The sequence below is a fragment of the Cupriavidus phytohabitans genome, assembly GCF_017815025.1.
Classification (GTDB): domain Bacteria; phylum Pseudomonadota; class Gammaproteobacteria; order Burkholderiales; family Burkholderiaceae; genus Cupriavidus.
Genome location: NZ_JAGIQB010000040.1, coordinates 48,927 through 67,226 on the forward strand (window position 1 = coordinate 48,927; position 18,300 = coordinate 67,226).

At 67.5% G+C, this 18,300-nt stretch carries 20 protein-coding genes; 7 read left to right on the plus strand and 13 right to left on the minus strand.

The features are described from left to right. The first annotated feature begins 90 nt into the window (after window positions 1-90). The 3 genes from J8I34_RS24410 (at window position 91) to J8I34_RS24420 (ending at window position 2,143) form a co-directional block, all read left to right on the plus strand. The gene (locus tag J8I34_RS24410) at window positions 91-891 is read left to right on the plus strand and encodes a helix-turn-helix domain-containing protein (protein WP_232232491.1); all 801 of its coding nucleotides are present in this window, start codon (window positions 91-93) and stop codon (window positions 889-891) included. Next, window positions 888-1,280 (plus strand): flagellar transcriptional regulator FlhD, encoded by a 393-nt coding sequence (flhD, locus tag J8I34_RS24415; RefSeq protein ID WP_084402550.1) that lies wholly within the window; start codon window positions 888-890, stop codon window positions 1,278-1,280. The genes J8I34_RS24410 and flhD overlap by 4 nt, the downstream gene beginning before the upstream one ends. A 71-nt stretch (window positions 1,281-1,351) precedes the next feature. Then, window positions 1,352-2,143 (plus strand): hypothetical protein, encoded by a 792-nt coding sequence (locus J8I34_RS24420; RefSeq protein WP_209807183.1) that lies wholly within the window; start codon window positions 1,352-1,354, stop codon window positions 2,141-2,143. A gap of 37 nt (window positions 2,144-2,180) precedes the next feature. Here the strand turns inward: J8I34_RS24420 and gabD are convergent, their stop codons facing one another. From gabD to J8I34_RS24450, 6 genes are all read right to left on the minus strand, one after another. Next, on the minus strand, window positions 2,181-3,629 hold the full coding sequence (gene gabD, locus J8I34_RS24425) for an NADP-dependent succinate-semialdehyde dehydrogenase (RefSeq protein WP_209775655.1): 1,449 nt from the start codon (window positions 3,627-3,629) through the stop codon (window positions 2,181-2,183). 249 nt (window positions 3,630-3,878) lie between these two features. After that, the gene (locus J8I34_RS24430; RefSeq protein WP_084402623.1) at window positions 3,879-4,088 is read right to left on the minus strand and encodes a DUF3079 domain-containing protein; all 210 of its coding nucleotides are present in this window, start codon (window positions 4,086-4,088) and stop codon (window positions 3,879-3,881) included. Window positions 4,089-4,215: 127 nt separating this feature from the next. Continuing rightward, window positions 4,216-4,431, minus strand: a complete 216-nt coding sequence (locus tag J8I34_RS24435) for a hypothetical protein (RefSeq protein ID WP_209775656.1) — start codon at window positions 4,429-4,431, stop codon at window positions 4,216-4,218. 128 nt (window positions 4,432-4,559) lie between these two features. Then, window positions 4,560-5,756: an AI-2E family transporter gene (locus J8I34_RS24440; RefSeq protein WP_029049899.1), complete on the minus strand. Its 1,197-nt coding sequence runs from the start codon at window positions 5,754-5,756 to the stop codon at window positions 4,560-4,562. A gap of 168 nt (window positions 5,757-5,924) precedes the next feature. Beyond that, entirely contained in the window at window positions 5,925-7,346 is a 1,422-nt protein-coding gene (locus J8I34_RS24445) for an aldehyde dehydrogenase family protein (protein ID WP_209775657.1), read from the minus strand. A gap of 47 nt (window positions 7,347-7,393) precedes the next feature. Further along, on the minus strand, window positions 7,394-8,302 hold the full coding sequence (locus J8I34_RS24450; protein WP_209807184.1) for a TauD/TfdA dioxygenase family protein: 909 nt from the start codon (window positions 8,300-8,302) through the stop codon (window positions 7,394-7,396). Window positions 8,303-8,517: 215 nt separating this feature from the next. Between J8I34_RS24450 and J8I34_RS24455 the strand changes: the two genes are divergently transcribed. Together J8I34_RS24455 and J8I34_RS24460 are read left to right on the plus strand one after the other, a co-directional pair. Further along, complete coding sequence (locus J8I34_RS24455) at window positions 8,518-9,228, plus strand: GntR family transcriptional regulator (RefSeq protein WP_209775659.1); 711 nt, start codon at window positions 8,518-8,520, stop codon at window positions 9,226-9,228. A gap of 263 nt (window positions 9,229-9,491) precedes the next feature. Further along, entirely contained in the window at window positions 9,492-9,755 is a 264-nt protein-coding gene (locus tag J8I34_RS24460) for a hypothetical protein (protein ID WP_156914503.1), read from the plus strand. A gap of 79 nt (window positions 9,756-9,834) precedes the next feature. Here the strand turns inward: J8I34_RS24460 and J8I34_RS24465 are convergent, their stop codons facing one another. From J8I34_RS24465 to J8I34_RS24480, 4 genes are all read right to left on the minus strand, one after another. After that, window positions 9,835-10,359 carry a host attachment protein gene (locus J8I34_RS24465; protein WP_029049902.1) on the minus strand — a complete coding sequence of 175 codons (525 nt, stop codon included), beginning with the start codon at window positions 10,357-10,359 and terminating at the stop codon, window positions 9,835-9,837. Window positions 10,360-10,525: 166 nt separating this feature from the next. Beyond that, window positions 10,526-11,446, minus strand: coding sequence for an arginase (gene rocF / locus J8I34_RS24470; RefSeq protein WP_209775660.1), 921 nt, complete (start codon window positions 11,444-11,446; stop codon window positions 10,526-10,528). 57 nt (window positions 11,447-11,503) lie between these two features. After that, window positions 11,504-13,063 (minus strand): sulfatase-like hydrolase/transferase, encoded by a 1,560-nt coding sequence (locus J8I34_RS24475; RefSeq protein WP_209775661.1) that lies wholly within the window; start codon window positions 13,061-13,063, stop codon window positions 11,504-11,506. Between the two features lie 19 nt (window positions 13,064-13,082). Then, window positions 13,083-14,060, minus strand: coding sequence for a Bug family tripartite tricarboxylate transporter substrate binding protein (locus tag J8I34_RS24480; protein WP_209775662.1), 978 nt, complete (start codon window positions 14,058-14,060; stop codon window positions 13,083-13,085). A 93-nt stretch (window positions 14,061-14,153) separates the two neighbouring features. Between J8I34_RS24480 and J8I34_RS24485 the strand changes: the two genes are divergently transcribed. Next, window positions 14,154-14,705, plus strand: a complete 552-nt coding sequence (locus J8I34_RS24485) for a MarR family winged helix-turn-helix transcriptional regulator (protein WP_209775663.1) — start codon at window positions 14,154-14,156, stop codon at window positions 14,703-14,705. A 72-nt stretch (window positions 14,706-14,777) separates the two neighbouring features. Continuing rightward, window positions 14,778-16,253, plus strand: a complete 1,476-nt coding sequence (locus tag J8I34_RS24490; protein ID WP_209807185.1) for a PQQ-dependent sugar dehydrogenase — start codon at window positions 14,778-14,780, stop codon at window positions 16,251-16,253. A 14-nt stretch (window positions 16,254-16,267) separates the two neighbouring features. On the opposite strand, the gene J8I34_RS24495 is transcribed toward J8I34_RS24490, so the two are convergent. From J8I34_RS24495 to J8I34_RS24505, 3 genes are all read right to left on the minus strand, one after another. Continuing rightward, a complete protein-coding gene (locus J8I34_RS24495; RefSeq protein WP_198030887.1) occupies window positions 16,268-16,411 on the minus strand; it encodes a hypothetical protein in 144 nt (47 codons plus the stop codon). 148 nt (window positions 16,412-16,559) lie between these two features. Beyond that, entirely contained in the window at window positions 16,560-17,621 is a 1,062-nt protein-coding gene (locus J8I34_RS24500) for a patatin-like phospholipase family protein (protein ID WP_209775665.1), read from the minus strand. Between the two features lie 170 nt (window positions 17,622-17,791). Next, window positions 17,792-18,300 (minus strand): porin (locus tag J8I34_RS24505; protein WP_209775666.1); only part of this gene is annotated, 509 nt, incomplete at its 5' end.

Here is an 18,300-nt window from a genome sequence, read left to right on the forward strand (position 1 = left end):
TTCGGAATGTACAGATTGTTACGCGGTGTGCAATTCATAGAATGGTCACAGCTTTTCTACGCCGTCAATCTTTGTCACGGAACGATGCAATTGCCACCGACCAAAGGCCAGTCCGCGCCGCCTGACGCCCTGCCTTGCTGCGACAGTTGCCCCCAGGCGCGTGGCTGCCACGCGGCCGGCCTGGTACTGCGTGCGCATCCCGCGGCGGGTCCGCAGCCGCTGCGCAGCATCCGGCTGCGCAAGGGCCAGCCGCTGTACCTGATCGGCGATCCGGTCACCGCGCTCTATGCGATCCGCTTCGGCACGGTCAAGACCCATGTCACCACCGAAGACGGGCGCACGCAGGTGGTTGGCTTCCATTTTCCGGGCGAGCTGGTCGGGCTCGACAGCCTCGCGCGCAGTTGCTACGTGTCGTATGCCACGGCGCTGGAAGACACCAGGCTGTGCGTGATCGCGCTCGACCCGGGCAGTGCCGCCACAGCCGCAGCGCCTGCCTTGGCCAGCCAGCTGTTCCTGGCGCTCGACTACCAGGCGCGGCGCGCGCGGGCGATGCAGACCATGCTGGCACTCATGACCGCCGAGGAGCGGCTGGTGACGTTCCTGCTGTGGATGGCCGACGGCTTCGCGGCGCGCGGCTTTTCATCGTCGGCCTTCGTCTTGCGCATGAGCCGCGAGGAAATCGGCAGCTATGTGGGCCTGACGCTGGAGACGGTCAGCCGCCAGTTCTCGCGGCTGGCCGAGATCGGGCTGATCCGCGTACGGCACCGTAGCGTCGAGCTGCTCGACAAGCCCGCGCTGCGCGCCATCGCCGAACGCCCGACGATCTCGGCGCACAACGTGCCGGCCACTGCCGCGGACCTTGCCGCGGGGACCACAGCATCCATCCAATGAAGCGCAAACCAGAGCACGCCGACGTCACGGACGCGGGCGCGGGCACGGCGCCCGTCGCGGCGGACCGCAACAATGCCGGGGCTGACATCCTGCGCGACGTCCAGCAGCTGAACCTGTCATACCTGATGCTGGCGCAGCGCCTGCTGCGCCAGCACGAAGCCGAGGCGCTGTTCCGGCTTGGCATGCGGCAGGAGCTGGGGCGCGCGCTGGCCGAATTATCACCGGCGCAAATGGTGGCCCTGGCACGCTCGAACCTGCTGCTGTGCCGCTTCCGGCTGGACGACTGCAAGGTGCTGGCATCGCTGACGGCAGCCGAGGCGCGGCACCCGCTGGGCGGCATGCATGCGGCGATCGTGATGGCCTCGCAGCCCGCTGGCGGGACGCGCTGATGCCAGCCCTTCCTCTTTTTGCGCCCCGCCACCGGCCGCAAGGCCATAGCAACCAAAACACGGAGTCATTGATGACGGGTACAGCCCCGAGCTATGTCGAGACCAGCCTGAGACTGTCCGGCAACCCGGGCCAGCCGGGCGCGTTCCTGCCGACCCGAACTGAAATCACCGGCATGCCGCACGCGCATGCCCTGGTCCGTGCGCTGTCGGGCGACGGCATCGCGCAGCGCTGCATCGAAGCGGCGCTTCGCGTGCTGGTGCAGGCGGGGCACCAGCCGGTGCGCACGGTGGTGTGCAGCGGGCAGGGCCGGCAGGCGTCGCTGGACTTCTACGTCGAGGCCGACGTGGTGGCCTGCTGCGAGCTCGATGGCGCATTGCAGCGCCAGCTGGCCAGCCTGTGCACCAGCGTACTGCCACCGGGGCTGACGCTGTCGGTGCGACCGCTCGGCACCTATGTGCCCGACTGCCCGCCGGCGGGCGAGCACGGCGCGGCGGAGCGCTTGCGCAGGTGCGCTGGCGACCTGCTGTGCCGCGGTGGCGAGATGAACCAGCGGCTGTCGGCGGTGTGCGCCTATCTGGCTGCGCTCCATGACGCGCAGGCCACTGCCGACCGGCTCGGCCATCTCGACCAGAGCCTGTTAGGCCAGGGCCAGGAAGCGCTGTCGTGGCGCCTGCGCCGGCATCGCAGCGTGGAAGGGCGGGCGCTGGCGCAGGCGCTCGAAGGGCTGTCGCGGGCCGCCGACGGTGCGCTGCATGAGCTAGGCAAGCCGTACGGGGCCGACCATGCGCGCTACCAGCTCGAGCAGATGCAGCGCTTCCGCGACCAGATCGAGCGCTTCCGCTCGGCCTGCTCGCTGGAATAACCCCCCCTGTGTTCGCGCTGGTCGCGCCGCCGCGGCTTCAGATCCCGGCCATGCAGGTGTACTTGATCACCAGGTAGTCCTCGATGCCGTAGTGCGACCCCTCGCGGCCGACGCCCGACTGCTTGACGCCGCCGAACGGCGCCACCTCGTTCGAGATCAGCCCGGTATTGACGCCCACCATGCCGTACTCCAGCCGTTCGGACACGCGCCAGACGCGGCCCAGATCGCGCGCATAGAAGTAGCTGGCCAGGCCGAACTCGGTATCGTTGGCCATCGCCACGACCTCGTCCTCGGTGTCGAAGCGGAACAGCGGCGCCAGCGGCCCGAAGGTTTCCTCGCGCGCGACCTGCATGCCGGGCGCGACATCGGCCAGCACGGTCGGCTGGAAGAACGAATGGCCGAGCGCGTGGCGCTGGCCGCCGTGCAGCACGCGCGCGCCCTTGCCGAGCGCGTCAGCGATATGCTCCTCCACCTTGGCCACGGCCTTGTCGTCGATCAGCGGGCCGATGCGCACGCCGTCGTCCATGCCGTTGCCGACCTTGAGCGCGGCCACCGCGGCCACCAGCTTCTGCGCAAAGGCGTCATACACGCCCGACTGCACATAGATGCGGTTGGCGCAGACGCAGGTCTGGCCGGCGTTGCGGTACTTCGACACGATCGCGCCTTCCACCGCGGCGTCGAGGTCGGCATCGTCGAAGACGATGAAGGGCGCGTTGCCGCCCAGTTCCATCGACACCTTCTTGATGGTCGATGCGGTCTGCGCCATCAGCACGCGGCCCACCTCGGTCGAGCCGGTGAAGGTCAGCTTGCGCACCAGCGGGTTGCTGCTCATCTCGCCGCCGATGGCGCTGGCCGACCCCGTCACCACCGACAGCACGCCGGCCGGGATGCCGGCACGCTCGGCCAGCGCAACCAGCGCCAGCGCAGTCAGCGGCGTCTGCGAGGCGGGCTTGAGCACCATGGTGCAGCCGACCGCCAGCGCAGGGCCGGCCTTGCGCGTGATCATCGCCGCGGGGAAGTTCCACGGCGTGATCGCCGCGCACACGCCAACGGGCTCCTTGGTGACGACGATGCGCTGGTTGGTGGCCGGTGCGGGAATGGTGTCGCCATAGACCCGCTTGCCTTCTTCGGCGAACCATTCGATAAACGAGGCCGCATAGGCGATCTCGCCGCGTGCCTCGGCGATGGGCTTGCCCTGTTCGGCGGTCATGATGCGCGCAAGGTCCTCCTGGCTGGCGAGGATCAGCTCGAACCACTTGCGCAGCAGCGCCGAGCGCTCCTTGGCGGTGCGCGCGCGCCAGGCGGGCAGCGCGCGGTTGGCGGCTTCGATGGCCTGACGGGCCTCGTCGGCGCCCAGTTGCGGCACCTGGGCGACGCGTTCGCCGGTGGCGGGGTTGGTGACATCAATGCGGCGTTCGCCGTCGATCCAGCGGCCGTCAATATAGCACTGCTGCCGCAGCAGCGAGGAATCCTGGAGGTTCAGCATGATGGTTCCGGAGGGAGGCTGTGGGGGCGGTAGGGGAAGGGCTGTATAGCCCCTGAAGGCGATTGTAATCCCGCCCGCGTCGTGGTTCTCGCAGCCGCCGCGTGAACGCGTGAACGCGTGAAAGCCGTATGGAGCCTGCCGCGCGTGCCGGCCATCGCGCGATGCCTGAGAAAGACCCGGCATGCACCAGGCGTCCCGCGAGAAGCAGGACGGGTGCGTGAAGGGGGGGATGGGGGCCGCTCAGGCCGGTCAGGCCGGGGCGGGTCCGTGCGCGGAGGCGTCTGGGGCTTCAATGCCCCAGTCGCCGTAGTCGAGCCAGTCGTCGCCAAGCAGTTCGATGGGATGCTGCGTCCGGCTGGAGCCGTTGCCGCATCCCATGGCGTCGGTCGGGCAATATTTGTCGCAACCCCAGCAGACGCGCTCGGGATGGCTTGGGTGCAATGGAAATTTCTTGGCCATGGCGTGGTTGGCGGGGGAAATGGCCCGCTTGAGCCAGATTATCCGGCTCCCCATGCAATGCAGATTTGCCCAGGATCAAGGCGGGCCGAAGCGCAGCGCTGACTTGCCGATTGCGCCAGTTCCAGCCTCAGCGCCAGCCATCGGCGTCCAGCCGTGTCCACCGGTCCGGTGCCTCGCCGTCGGCAGAGGCCAGCAGCAGGCTTTCGCCGCAATCGCTACAGCGGTACACGAAGGCGTTCTGGCCGCTGGCGGTGCGCAGCGTCGCAGACTTCAGCAGGCCCGCATGGGGCGGGAAATGGCCCGGCCGGTCCAGCTGCGACAGGCAAAGGTCGCACAAAGGCATGTTGGTTCCTCCAGCACGAATTCCGCCAGGAAAATGCTGTGGTGCAGCATCCGTGGATCGAGTATAGCTGCGCGGACGGGGCGCGGGTCCGGGCCGGCGTTGCGCCGGCGCGTGGGCAAGCGAACCGACTATTCGCCAAGGAACTCCGCCACCACTTCCAGGCCTTCGATATGATCTGCCACGACCTTGGCGATGGTGATCAACGGGATCGCCAGCAGCATGCCCCACACGCCCCACAGCCAAGTGAAGAGCAGCAGCGCGACGAACACCGCGACGGCATTCATCCTGGCCATGCGCCCGGTCATCCAGGTGGTGACGAGCGAGCCGATCAGCGTGGCGATCAGCAGCGAACCGCCCGCGGCTGCCGCAGCCATCCCCAGCGTGCCGAACTGCATGAACGTCACCATGCCCAGGCACACCGCGATCGCCATCGCGCCAAAGTAGGGCACCAGGTGCAGCGCCGCCGCGGCGATCGACCAACTGCCCGCATTATTGACTCCCAGCCATTTCAGCAGCAGCCAGGTACAGACCCCCAGCGCCGCATTGGTCGCCAGGAGCATGCCCATGTAACGCTGGATCGAGCGGTTGACCTCGTCCAGCATGTGCACGCTGATTTTCTTTTCGGAGATGGTATTGCCGACCATCTTGATGAATTTGCGCTTGAAGGTGTCGCCCGCCAGCAGCAGGAAGTACAGCAGGAACACCACTACTACTGCCTGGCCGGCCATGGTGAAGATGCTCACTGAACCGGCCAGCAGCATGCTGTTGATCTGGTCCCCCGAGTGGTCGACCACCACGTGCGGTACGCGCACCGGCGGCTGCCCGGCGCCGCTGAGCATGGTGGCGGCGCGCCGGACCTTCTGCCACATCGAATCGTCGCCGCTCAGCAGGGCGCCGACCGAGCGCGACAGCTTGCTGGCAACCTCGGGCAGGCTGTTGACGATGGACTCCACCTGGCCTTGCAACAGGTACGCGCCGATGAGCAGCGCGCACAGCAGCGCCAGCAGCACTACAGTGCCGGCCGCCACGCGCGGTACGCCCAGCCGCTGCAGCGCGGACACCACCGGGTCGAGCAGGTAGGCGAGCACGACTGCAATCACCACCGGCACCAGGAAATCGCGGGCGAGATGCACGGCATAGAGCGAGAACAGCACTGCCAGCACGACCAGCGCCGTGCTGGCACGCTGCAGCGCCGCGGACACTGTGGCGGGCGCGACTGCCACCATCGGGGCGTCGGCCGGCGCTGCCGGCCCGTCTACTTCGGCAGGGGCGGGCGGCTCGGCATGCGGGATCGGGGAGGGAGCGGGGTCGGGAACGGTCGCCATATCCAGGCGCCTTCGGCAAAAGGCCTGGCGCTGTCTATGAAAGATAGCTGGCCCGTGGCGCGTGGCTGTCGGACGTCGCCGACTGCTGGTGTCAGACAATGGCGGCAGGACGTCCATCCCCCGCCCGGCAAGGCCGCCTGAGCGCACCTGGCCGGGCTTTAACGGCGGTCAGCCGGTGACGGTCTTGGTTTCGAGATACTCGGCGATGCCTTCCGGGCCGAACTCGCGACCGTTGCCCGAGGCCTTGTAGCCGCCGAACGGCACCGAGATGTCCATGGATGCGCCATTGATACGCACGCTGCCGGCGCGCAGACGCGCGGCCAGCTTGCGGGTCCGCTCGGGGTTGGACGACGCGATATACGCAGCCAGGCCGAATTCCGTATCGTTGGCGATGGCCACGGCGTCGTCTTCCGTGTCGTAAGGCAGTATGCAGAGGACCGGCCCGAAGATCTCCTCGCGCGCAATGGTCATGTCGTTGCGCACGTCGGCAAAGATGGTCGGACGGGCATAGAAACCTTGCGCGATCCCGTCGGGACGGCCCGGGCCGCCGGCGGCCACGCGCGCCCCTTCCTCGATGCCGATGCCGATCAGCCGCTGCACCTTCTCGTACTGCGCGCGGTTCGAGATCGGCCCCATCCTGGTCTGCGCATCGGCGGGGTCGCCGACCGTGACCGCGTTGGCCGCCGCGGCGGCGATCCGCACCGCCTGTTCATACTGCGCGCGCGGCACCAGCATGCGGGTCGGTGCGATGCAGGTCTGCCCGGAGTTCAGCATCACCTGGGCGACGCCGCTGGTCACGGCGGCCTGCAGGTCGGCGTCATCCAGGATCACCAGCGGCGACTTGCCGCCAAGTTCCTGCGTCACGCGCTTGACCGTCGGCGCGGCGCTGACCGCCACCTCGACGCCGGCGCGGGTCGAGCCGGTGATCGAGACCATGTCGACATCGCGGTGCGACGACAGCGCCGTGCCGACCACGCGGCCTTCGCCGAAGACCATGTTGAATACACCCGGCGGCGTGCCGGCGGCATCCATGATCTCGGCAAAGATCCTTGCGTCGAGCGGCGCGATTTCCGATGGCTTGAGCACCACGGTGCAGCCCGCCGCCAGCGCCGGGGCCACCTTGGCGGCGATCTGGTTCAGCGGCCAGTTCCAGGGCGTGATCAGCGCCGCCACGCCGATGGCTTCGCGCAGGAGATAGCTCTTGCCGCGCTGGCTTTCGAATTCGAACTCGCGCAGCGCCTGCACCGTGGCCTGCAATTGCGCCAGGCCGATCGCGGCCTGCAGGTTGGTGGCAACGGTGATCGGCGCGCCGATCTCCTGCCGCACCGCCTGCGCCAGGTCGCCCAGACGTGCCTTGTATGCGGCCATGATGCGTTCGAGCAGGGCGATGCGGTCCTCGCGGGTGGACGCCGACCACGCCGGAAAGGCTGCGCGCGCGGCGGCTACCGCATGGTCCACGTCCGCAGCCGTGCCCATGGCGACCTTGCCCGCCACCGACTCGGTGGCCGGATCGATGAGATCGGCCTGGGCCGCGCCCGCGGCGGGTTGCACCCACTGGCCGTTGATGTAGAACTTGTCGACGAGTTTCATCGGGTTTGCCTCGCAGATCGATGGAGAAATCGATGGGGAAGGGCCGCTCATACCGGACGCTCGCCGATGATGGTGGCGCGGTTCATGTGGCGCACGGCAGGGAAGTAGTCCTGCACCGCGTAGTGCTGCGTGGAGCGGTTGTCCCACAGGGCGATGGTGTCGGGCTGCCAGCGCAGGCGCACCTGGTATTCGGGCGCCGCCGCCTGGCGGTACAGGTATTGCAGCAGGTCCAGTTCGGCCGGGCGATAGTCCGAGCCGATGCGGTAGGACTGTTCCTTGACGAAGTTGGCGAAATGCGTGGTGAAGGCCTCGTTGACGAAGAGAATCTTCTCGCCGGTTTCCGGATGGGTGCGCACCACCGGGTGCACCATCGGCGGGTACTTGGCGCGCATTTCTTCATACTTTTCGTCGGACAGCGCGGCGCCAAAGGCGGGCATCGCGTCATGGACCGCCTTCAGGTTGGCAATGCGCGCCTTCACGTCCTCGGGCAGTTTTTCATAAGCCGCGGCCATGTTGATCCAGATGGTGTCGCCGCCCACCTCGGGGCAGGTAATGCAGCGCAGCATCGAGCCCATCGAGGGAATCTCGCGCCAGGACACATCGGAGTGGTACAGGTTCTCGCGACCGCGCTTTTCACCATCGCGGCCGAACACCACCAGCTCGGGATGCTCGGGATGGTTGGTGAACATCGGATGCACTTCGAGTTCGCCAAAGCGGCGCGCGACGGCCACGTGCTGCGCCGGCGTGATCGCCTGCTTGCGGAAGAACAGCACCTTGTGCGTCAGCAGCGCGGCGCGCAGCGCCAGGTAGGTGCCTTCATCCAGGGTTTCGCGGAAATCGATGCCTTCGACTTCGGCGCCAATGGTGGGCGTGCAGCGGCGCACGGTGAACGGCCAGGAGGCCGGGTCTTGCGCGCGGAAGGCCTCCGGGCTGAGGGTCAGGGCGGTGGCTGGCATGGGTTGTCTCCTTGGGTGGCTTGTTAGGTGTGCGTGCTCCCGTGCGGTACGGGCGGCCGTGATCGGTTCGAGAAAACCGGGGCGCTGGCATGCGCTGGCGATGCGATACTGCCATGACCTGTTATAACAGGTCAACCGGGTTTGCGACCTGACCTGTCATGATAGGTATAATCCCTGATTCCCCCCATTGGAGCCGCCGCCAGGCGGAACACAACGTGGCGCTGCCAAAATTCAAGGAAATCGAGAACGAGATCCGGGAGCGGATCGTCCGCAACCAGCTGGGTCCGGGCGCCAAGCTGCCGTCCGAGGCCGAGCTGATGACGGAATTCGCCGTGAGCCGGATCACTGTGCGCCAGGCCTTGTCTGGCCTGCACAATGCCGGGCTGATCGAAAAGGTCAACGGCAAGGGCAGCTTCGTCACGCGCCCCACCGACACGCCGAGCCTTGGCGCGCTGACGGGCTTCTACGAAACCGCCCGTGCCCGCGGCCAGCTGGCATACGGCAAGCTGGCGTCGGTCAAGCTGGTTCGCGCCCCGGCGTTCGTGTCGCGCGTGCTCGACCTGGAACCCGCTGAGAAGGTGTTGAGCGTGTCGACGGTGCGCTTCTGGGACGATGCGCCGGTGGCGTATTTCACGCTGCTTGGGCGCGAGCCGGCGATGCGCAGGCTGGTACAGGAAGACCTGGAGACCAATGACGCGATGTCAGTGCTCGAAAGCCGGCTCGGCTACCGCATCAAGGAATCGACGATGGAGGCATCCGCCGTGGCCGCGCCGGCTGAAGTGGCCAGGCGCCTGGGCGTCGCCGAGGGCGAGCCGCTGCTGCGGGTGCGTTCCACCCCGTACGATATCGATGGCACGCCGCTGCTCTGCGCCGAACTGCTGTTCCGCCCGGACCGCTACGCGTACAAATGGACGCTCAGGCGCTAGGATCGCCTTTCTGTAAGCGTTGAACTACACGACACCCGGCCGCGCGGTAAGTTTTACCCGCCGCGCACTTCTGACTGCAGCAAGCCCGGAATCCGGTCCTTTCCCGCCACTGGTCGGGCAACGGTAGCCCATTGCTGGCATCGCCTCCGACTACTGGTACGTCAGTTGCGTAATGACGCAGCGGAGCGGCGATTCCAGCGCGCTCGCCGGCCGGTTCTGCGTCGATGCAAGGCCCGGCCGCAACCTGCAAGACGGAGGACCACATGAAAACGACGCTACGCCTCGGCACTGCATTGCTCGCCTCGCTTGGCTTCCTGGCTGGCTGCACCGCGACCGGCAGCACCAGCGGATCGGGATCGCTGTCGGGTTCCGGCTCGGTGTCTGAACAGCAACGCAGCCGCAGCGGCTATGGCTCGCCGAGCTCCAGCACTTCACCCGGCACGTCCGGCGCGACCAGCACCACCAGCCCTGGCGGCACGTCCAGCGGCTCCAGCGGCTCGACCAGCGGCTCGGGTACCGCGCGCTAAGCGCGCGCTGCCGTGCGCGGCTGACCGCACCGGCGTGCGGTCGGCCGCTACGCCGGCGCAGTCCTTAGCGGCGCAGTCCTTAGCGGTCCCTTCCCATATTCACGCGTTCATCGCGGCGCGCCGGTACCACGCCTTCGTCGGCCAGCCTTTGCTGCAGCTCGTTGTTGGGAATGTTGATCAAGTCCTTGCCGATCTCGCGCGTCACCACGCCGGTGACGGAAGCCGGCAAGGTCTTGCGCAGCAGCCCCAGGAAGCGCGGCGCCGCGATCAGCACGAGTTCTTCATAGCGCTGCTTGTTGCGCGCGTCCGCCAGGAGGTCCGCGACGCGGTGCGCGAACAGCTGTGCTTCCTGGTGCAGTTCATCCTCGCCCGCGGACGACGTCACCGTGGACGGGCCGACCTGGTGCGCGCCGGGGTGACCGGCATCGCCTTGCGAGGCGGCCTGGCCACGCCGGCCGTAGGCGTCGCGGCGCAGGTCGGCGCGGTCAGCGTGCGCGGCGGCATCGGTAATTTCTTCCACCACCGCCAGCGGGGCGGCGTCTGCATGCGAGGCAAAGACGCGGGCGACGGATTCGTCCGCCACAAGGATCCAGATGTTCTTCATGATCGCTCCGGTTGCCGGCCCGAATGGTGGGCCTGATTACCGGTGTTGCAAGGGGTACGCCACCGCCCGCCGGCCTGCGGCAGCGCCGGTTCGCGCGCCCCGCGGGCGCCCGGGTGCCGCAAGCGGCATGGCGTTGCAGTATCGACAGGCACGCCGTGCAACTTTTTCAGGCGGGCGGCGGACGCCACAGCGTCGATTTTCCGAACAGGCTTTCCACCAGGTCCACTGCCAGTTGCCCGGTCTGGTTGCGCACGTCGCAGGCCGGGTTCAGCTCCATCACGTCGAGCGATGCCAGCCGGCCGGTATCGGCGATCATTTCCATGCAGAGCTGGGTCTCGCGGTAGGTCGGTCCGCCCGGCACGGCGGTGCCCACGCCAGGCGCGATCACGCCGTCCAGGAAATCCACGTCGAAGCTGACGTGCAGGTGCGTCTGCGCGTCGATGCCGGACAGCGCCTGCTGCATGGTGTGGCGCATGCCGTTCTCGTCGATGTAGCGCATGTCGTACACCGCCAGCTGCAGTTCGTGCAGGCGGCGCTTTTCCGCCGCATCGACGCTGCGGATGCCGATCTGCCGGATCGCGCTGCGCTCCACCGCCGGCGTCGCGCCGGCCAGCGTGGTCAGCGGCGCAGGGCCGTGCCCGCACAGGCAGGCCACCGGCATGCCATGCATGTTGCCGGTGGGCGTGGTGGCGCCGATATTGGCGTCGGCGTGCGCATCGAGCCACAGCACCATCAGGGTCTTGCCGGTATCGCGGCAATGGCGCGCCGCGGCGCTGATCGAGCCGATCGCCAGGCAATGGTCGCCGCCCATCAGCAGTGGCAGCCGGCCCGCCTGCAGCGTGCCGAGGCAGGTGTCATAAACGGCACGGTTCCACGCCACGACTTCGTCGAGGTGGCGCATGCCGTCCTGCGGCGGTTGCCACGGATTGGCGGGGCCGGCCAGGTTGCCGGCGTCTTCGACCAGCAGGTTGTTGCGTGACAGCGCCTGTGCCAGGCCGGCGACGCGCAGCGCCTCGGGGCCCATCGAGCAGCCGCGCGTGCCGGCCCCGACGTCGGTGGGGGCGCCAATCAGCGTGACAGGATTCATGGCGGGATGCGGTGAGTGCGGACGCCCATGCGTTTGCAGGTTCCGTACCCGCCGGGCTCACCACACGCCGAAGAACACGCCAGCCTGCTTGTACACGCTGGTCTTGGCCGCGACTTCCTCATTGGTCACGGTCACGCGCGGCTTGAGTGTGCAGAACCAGTCCAGCAGCCGTAGCCGCATGGCATTGCGCACAGCTTCATGGCCGGGGTCTGCGCCCAGGTCGAAGTACTCGTCCGGATCGTTTTCCAGGTCGAACAGCTGTGGCCGGAAGCCTTGCCAGTGGACATATTTCCAGCGTGCGTCACGCACCATCCAGGCTCGGCACTCGCCCGGGTGGCGGCCCAGCGCGACCCGTGCGCCGCGGTAGGCGTAGTCGAGTTCTGAAACGACAAAATCGCGCCATTGCCCTGCACCGCGCGAGCGGGTCAGGTCCAGCAGCGAACGGCCTTCGATGCGGTGGCCGGCGGGCGGCAGCCCCAGAGCGTCGAGCACCGTCGGCACCACGTCGACAGCCGACACCATGTCCTGCCGCGCGCTGCCGCGGGTGGCATCGGCCTCGGGAGAGGGATCGTAGACGATCAGCGGCACGTTCTGCACGGTGTCGTAGAACTGTTCCTTCTCGCCCAGCCAGTGGTCGCCGAGGAAGTCGCCATGGTCGGCAGTAAAGACGATCAGCGTGTCCTGCCATCGGCCAAGGCGTTCCAGCTGGTTCCACAGCAGGCCGAGGCGATCGTCGATCTGCTGGATCAGGCCCTGATAGGCGGGGCGCACCGTATCCGACACTTCCTGGCGCATGAAGTTGGCGCATTCCTCCTGCGTGCGGTACGCCGACAGCACCGGGTGCGGATCCTCCAGCTCGGCGGCATGGCGGCGCAGCGGCAGGCAGTCGTCGAGCTTGTACGCGCCGTGATAGGGTGCGGGCGCAAGGTATGGCCAGTGCGGCTTGACCAGCGACAGGTGCAGCACCCATGGCTCGTCGCCGCGTGCGCCGATGTACTGCATGGCCTGGTCGACGGTGTACGCCGTCTCGGAGTGCGGCTCGGCCACGCGCGCGGGCAGGCCGGCATTGCGCATGTGCCAGCCGGAGACGATCTCGCCATGCGCGTTCTCGGCGCTGATGACGTAGTCGGTCCACGGGTCGGCGCTGTCGTAGCCTTGCCGGCGCAGCCAGTCGGCATAGGCGCCGCGCGGCTCGGCATGGTGGCCGTCGTGGCGGTCGACTTCGGTGAAATGGCCGCTGCGCAGCAGCGTCTCCAGCTCGGTGCCGCCGTCCAGGTGCAGGCGCTTCAGGTTGGCGTTGTCGGGCATCACGTGGGTCTTGCCCGCCAGCGCCAGCGCGCGGCCGCTGTCCTTCAGGTACTCGCCCAGCGTGACTTCGCCGACCGACAGCGGCACGCGGTTCCAGGTGGCGCCGTGGCTGCTGACGTAGCGGCCGGTGTAGAAGCTCATGCGGCTGGGGCCACAGACGCCGGAGGTGACGAAGGCGCGGTCGAAACGCACGCCGCGCGCGGCCAGCGCGTCGATATTGCGCGTGCGCAGCGTGGGGTGCCCGTAGCAGCCCAGGTGGTCGCGGCGCAACTGGTCGCACATGATGAACAGGGTATTGCGGATCGGCATGGTGGCTCGCTACGGCTTGTCAGTCGCCGGTATAGCCGGAGGCCTTCACCACTGGCGTCCACCTGGCAGCGTCCGCCTTCAGCAGGCCGGCAAACGCGTCGGCAGTACCCGTGGCCGGTTCCAGCCCCAATTTCAGGAACTTGTCGCGCACGTCGGGCGACTGCACTGCCTTGACGATGGCGGCGTTGAGCTTGTCCAGCACCGGGCGCGGCGTGCCGGCGGGCGCCAGCACGCCGTAGCGGCCTTCGCCCTCGATGCCCTTGTAGCCCAGCTCGGTGAAGGTCGGCACATTGGGCAGCGCCACCGAGCGCTGCGTGCCGGAAGTGGCCAGCACGCGCACCTTGCCGGCGCGGTGCATCTCGGTCAGGTCGGCCAGTGTATCGACCGAGGCAGGCACCTGACCGCCCACCAGCGCGCTCATCAGCGGCGCCGAGCCGTTGAACGGCACATGCAGCATCTCCACGCCGACCTGCTTGCCGATCATCAGCCCGAAGAAATGCGGGATGCTGCCCAGCGCCGGCGAGGCATAGGAGTTGTTCTGGGGGCCTGCCTTGAGCCACGCCACGTAATCCTTGAGCGAGCGCGCCGGGCTGCCGGGGCCGGTGGCCAGCGCGAGCTGGAAGTTGGCTGCCTGCGCCACCGGGACAAAGTCGCGCTGGATGTCGTAGTTGAGCTTGCGGTAGACCAGCGGCGCGATCGTCATCACTGCGGAATTGGCAACCACCAGCGTATGGCCGTCGGCGGGCTGCGTGCGCGCATAGTCCATCACCAGCCGGCCGCCGGCGCCCGGCTTGTTCTCCACCACGACGTTCTGGTTCAGCGTCTCGCGCAGCTTGTCGCCGACCAGGCGCGCGGCCAGGTCGGCGGTGCCACCGGCGGGGTAGCCGACCAGAATGCGCAGCGGGCGCTCCGACTGCGCGCCGGCGGGCAGCGCCCAGGCAGTGGCAATGGCCGCCAGGCAGGCGGCAAGGCGGGGAAGGCAGTTGCGGGGGCTCACGGGGGTCTCCTCGTCGGGGTTGTCATTTGGTATGGGTGGCACGCTAACATCCGTCGATATAATTGACAAAGTCAACTAATTCGCGGATGTCGCATGACACATGACGACGGCGGCAGCCGGCTGCAGCGGCCCGAACGGCTAAGCGATTTCATCAACTACCGGGTCTATCACCTGAACCGCGTGGCGCTGGGCGGCGCCGGGCTGCACCTGCGCGCCAGGGCTGGCGTTACCCGGCGCGAATGGCGCATGATTGCCTTTCTGGGTGAGCAGCCGGGCACGCGGCTGACCGAGTTGGCGCAAAGTGCCGGCCTGGACAAGGTGCTGGCCAGCCGGGCCGTCCACGCGCTGGTCGAACGCGGCCTGGTGCGGCGCGAGGCGCGCGCGCAGGACCGGCGCGCCGCAGCGTTCACGCTGACGGAGAAAGGCGAAGCGGTCTACCGCCGCGCCTTTGCGCTGGCGCGTGCCTTCAACCGCGAGCTGGCGGCATGCCTGAGCGCCGAAGAAGCGCGCGTGCTGTCGCGCTGCCTGGACAAGCTCCAGGCGCGGGCCGAGGCCATGATGGAGCAGGCGCAGGACTTGCCGCGGCCGGAAGACGCGGCGCCGGCCTGGGATCCGCTGCAAGTATGGCGGGGCAGCAAGGGGTAGCGCAGGCAAACCTTGCCACGGCATGGAGCGGTTCTTGCGTGGCTGCTGGCGCCGGGGTGGCAGGAGCGCATCATGTCAGTCTCATTAAGAACTTCGCTGTGCCAATGGCTTCTTGCCTGCTGCCTGGGTCTGGCGGCGTGCGGCGGCGGTGGCGGCGATGGGGGCAGTTCCGGCAACGCCGGCGGTAGCGGCGGAGGTCCGGGAACGTTGTCGTTGACAGTAACTGGCCTGCCGTCCGGCACGCCGGCGGCGGTCACGGTGACCGGTCCGGGGGAATACCGCCAGGCCGTCGCCCAGTCGACGACGCTGTCCAACCTTGCCACCGGCACCTATACGGTCAGCGCTACCGATGTGCTCGCCGGGACCAGCCAATACCAGCCGCAGCCGCCGGCCCAGTCGGTGAGCGTCGGCACCGGCGCGGGCGCCACGGCAAACGTCGTCTATGGCTCGCCACAGCCGGTGCGCCTGTCGCTGACGCAAGTGGCAGGCGGCCTGGCCGAGCCGATTTATCTCACCGCGCCCGCGGGCGACGCGCGCCTGTTCATCGTGGAGCGCGCCGGGCGCATCCGCGTCGTGCGCAACGGCTCGCTGCTGGGCACGCCCTTCCTCGACATCGATGCACTGACCACCACCGACGGCGAACGCGGCCTGCTGTCGATGGCATTCGATCCGGCCTATGCCAGCAACGGCCGCTTCTTCGTCTACTACACCGATAACAACGGCGCCATCACCGTAGCGCGCTACCAGGTTTCCGCGAGCAATCCCGACGTTGCCGACACAACCGGTACGGTGTTGCTGTCGATCCCGCACAGCAACTTCCAGAACCACAACGGCGGCCAGCTGGCGTTCGGCCCCGACGGGATGCTCTATATCGGCACCGGCGATGGCGGCGGCGGGGGCGATCCGTCCGGCAATGCGCAGAACCTCGGCGTGCTGCTCGGCAAAGTGCTGCGCATAGATGTCAGCGGCGCGTCCGGCCAGCCCTATGGCATTCCTGTCGGCAATCCGTTCGCCGGCCAGTCCGGCAGGCGCGGCGAGATCTGGGCATACGGACTGCGCAACCCCTGGCGCTTCGCCTTCGATGCCGGACAGTTGTATATCGCGGATGTCGGCCAGAACCAGCGCGAGGAAGTCGACGTGGCGGCGGCCACCAGTGGCGGGCTGAACTACGGCTGGAACCGCATGGAGGGCACTGCTTGCGTGGGCGCCGCCACGTGCGATACGGCCGGGCTGACCATGCCGGTGTTCGAGTACAGCCATGATGCCGGCGGCTGCGCCATCGTCGGCGGCTATGTGTACCGGGACGATGCGCTGCTGACGCTGCAAGGGCGCTACTTCCATGCGGACCTGTGCACCGGCAGGCTCGCGAGCTTCGTGTTCCGCGACGGTGGCGCGGCCGAGCAGGTCGACTGGAGCGTCACGATCCCCGGCAGCGTGTATTCCTTTGGCGTGGATGCCGCGCAGGCGCTCTATGTGCTGGCGGACGCAGGCACTTCGGCGACCAGCGGGGCGGTGTATCGGGTCGACGCGACGGTCGGCGGACAGTAAGCCTCGCCCCTGCGTTACACCGCGTCGAAGGCCGCTCGCATGCGGGCAGCGAAATAGTTGGCGTACGTGCCGCGCGGCGCCGGCTGTGCGCGCGGCATGTGGCTGCGGAACGGGATGTCGGGCTTGAACGGGATGGCCACCACGCCCGGGAACCTCATCGTACGGCTGACGATGGGTTTACCAGGCTGACGCCGAGGCCTTCGCTGACCATCCTGCAGATCGTCGCGGCGAAGGGCGTTTCGAGCGCCATGATGCGGTCCCCGTCGCGGAACACGGCATCGAGCGCACGCCTTGGACGTGAGCCCATTAAAGGAATTCCTTGCGCAAGTCGACGCTGCAGCGTTCGCCGATTGCGCTGTAGTTCTGCGCCAGCCAATGCTCGGCCTCATTGTGGCCCTGGTCGCGCAGGTGGCAAAGAAAGTCCCAGTCCGCATTGAACTTGCTGGACACGCCGAGCGCCGCCATGGTCTGGTCCGAGCGGATTGCGTGGATCAGCATCTCCTTCATCTCGGTCCGGTCTACCTTGCCGTCCTGGATGAGACTGGTGACGAAGCTGATCGCACGAAGCTCGCGGATCAACGAAGAATTGAAACTGACTTCGTTGATGCGATTGAGAATCTCCGCCGCGGTCTTTGGCACGCCTTTGCGAACGACCGGGTTGATATGGACGATCACAACATCCCGCGTGGCGCAGTGATAGATCAGTGGAAAGATGGCGGGGTTGCCGACATAGCCGCCGTCCCAGTAGTGCTGGCCGTCGATCTCCACGGCCTGGAACAGGGACGGCAGGCAGGCCGAGGCCAGCACCGCCTTCAGGCAGATTTCCTCGTGCGAGAACAGGCGCACCTTGCCGGTCTCGACATTGGTTGCGCACAGGTAGAGCTGGATCGGGCAATCCCGGCTCAGGGCGTCGAAATCGACATGGTTGGCAAGAACGTCGCCCAGCGGGTTGAAGTTGAAAGGATTGAACTGGTAGGGGGAGAGTACGCGCAGCAGCAGGTCGGTCAGCAGGTACATCGGCGAGCTGTCGAGCCCATAGCCGCGACCCGTCCAGACGTCCCATGGCAGTTTGCGGAACGGGCTGTAGATCCGCGCGGTGCTGGCAACGTCTTGCCAGAAGTTGTGCAGCGCGGTGCGGGCGCCAGGCGGGCCCCCCTTGAGCAAGCCGTAGGCGAGTACCACGGCATTCATCGCGCCGGCGCTGGTGGCGCTCACGCCTTCGATGGCGAGCCGTTCGTCTTCGAGCAGGCGGTCAAGTACGCCCCAGGCAAAGGCGCCATGGGCGCCTCCGCCCTGCAATGCGAGCGCGATGGGCTTCACGGGTCCCTGGGCTTCGCCTGCATGGCGCGTTCCCGGCTTGGTAGGCATGGCGCGACCCTCGTTCTTCCGGCTGAGAGCAACTGACCGCATATTGTCCGCTGCCTCAGAGGCAATCCTTCACCCGTTGCCCGGGCTTGCGCGTCGTGTTGCGCCGGCCGGGCAAGGCGGGCTGGCGCAGAATCGCAACAGAAGAATGCTCTATCACGCTCCCCGCGCACTTAAAACCTGTGCCGGACGCCTAAGGCGACGCCAAGCATGTTGCTCTGACCGTTACCGAGGACATAGCTGTTACCCAGCGACAGGCTGTTGGCATAGAAGGTCGCCAGCGACTCGAGCATCAAGCCGGCGTTCTTGGCATAGGCCGTGGTCAGGTAAAGATCGGTGCGTTTGGACAGCGAGTAGTCGGCCACGAAGGAGATCTGCCACGGGTTGGCCACGCTCGTGTTGCCGTAAAGGTTCTTGAGATCGTCGTAGTTGTACTCGAGCGTAAGCGCGAGCGCCGGCGTGACCTGGTAGTTGGCGCCGATCCAGTAGAAGTCGTCGCGCTGGATCAGGACATCGGCCGCGTTCCTGTTCTGGCCCCAGCGGTAGCCGCCCATGATCTTGGCCGGGCCGAAGGCATAGCTGGCGCCTACCACGGCCTTCTTCATGGTGCCGGTGCCGGTGCCGATGGTGGGATTCCACTGGTCATAGCCCGCTGTCGCGGCGAACGGGCCGAACGTGTAAG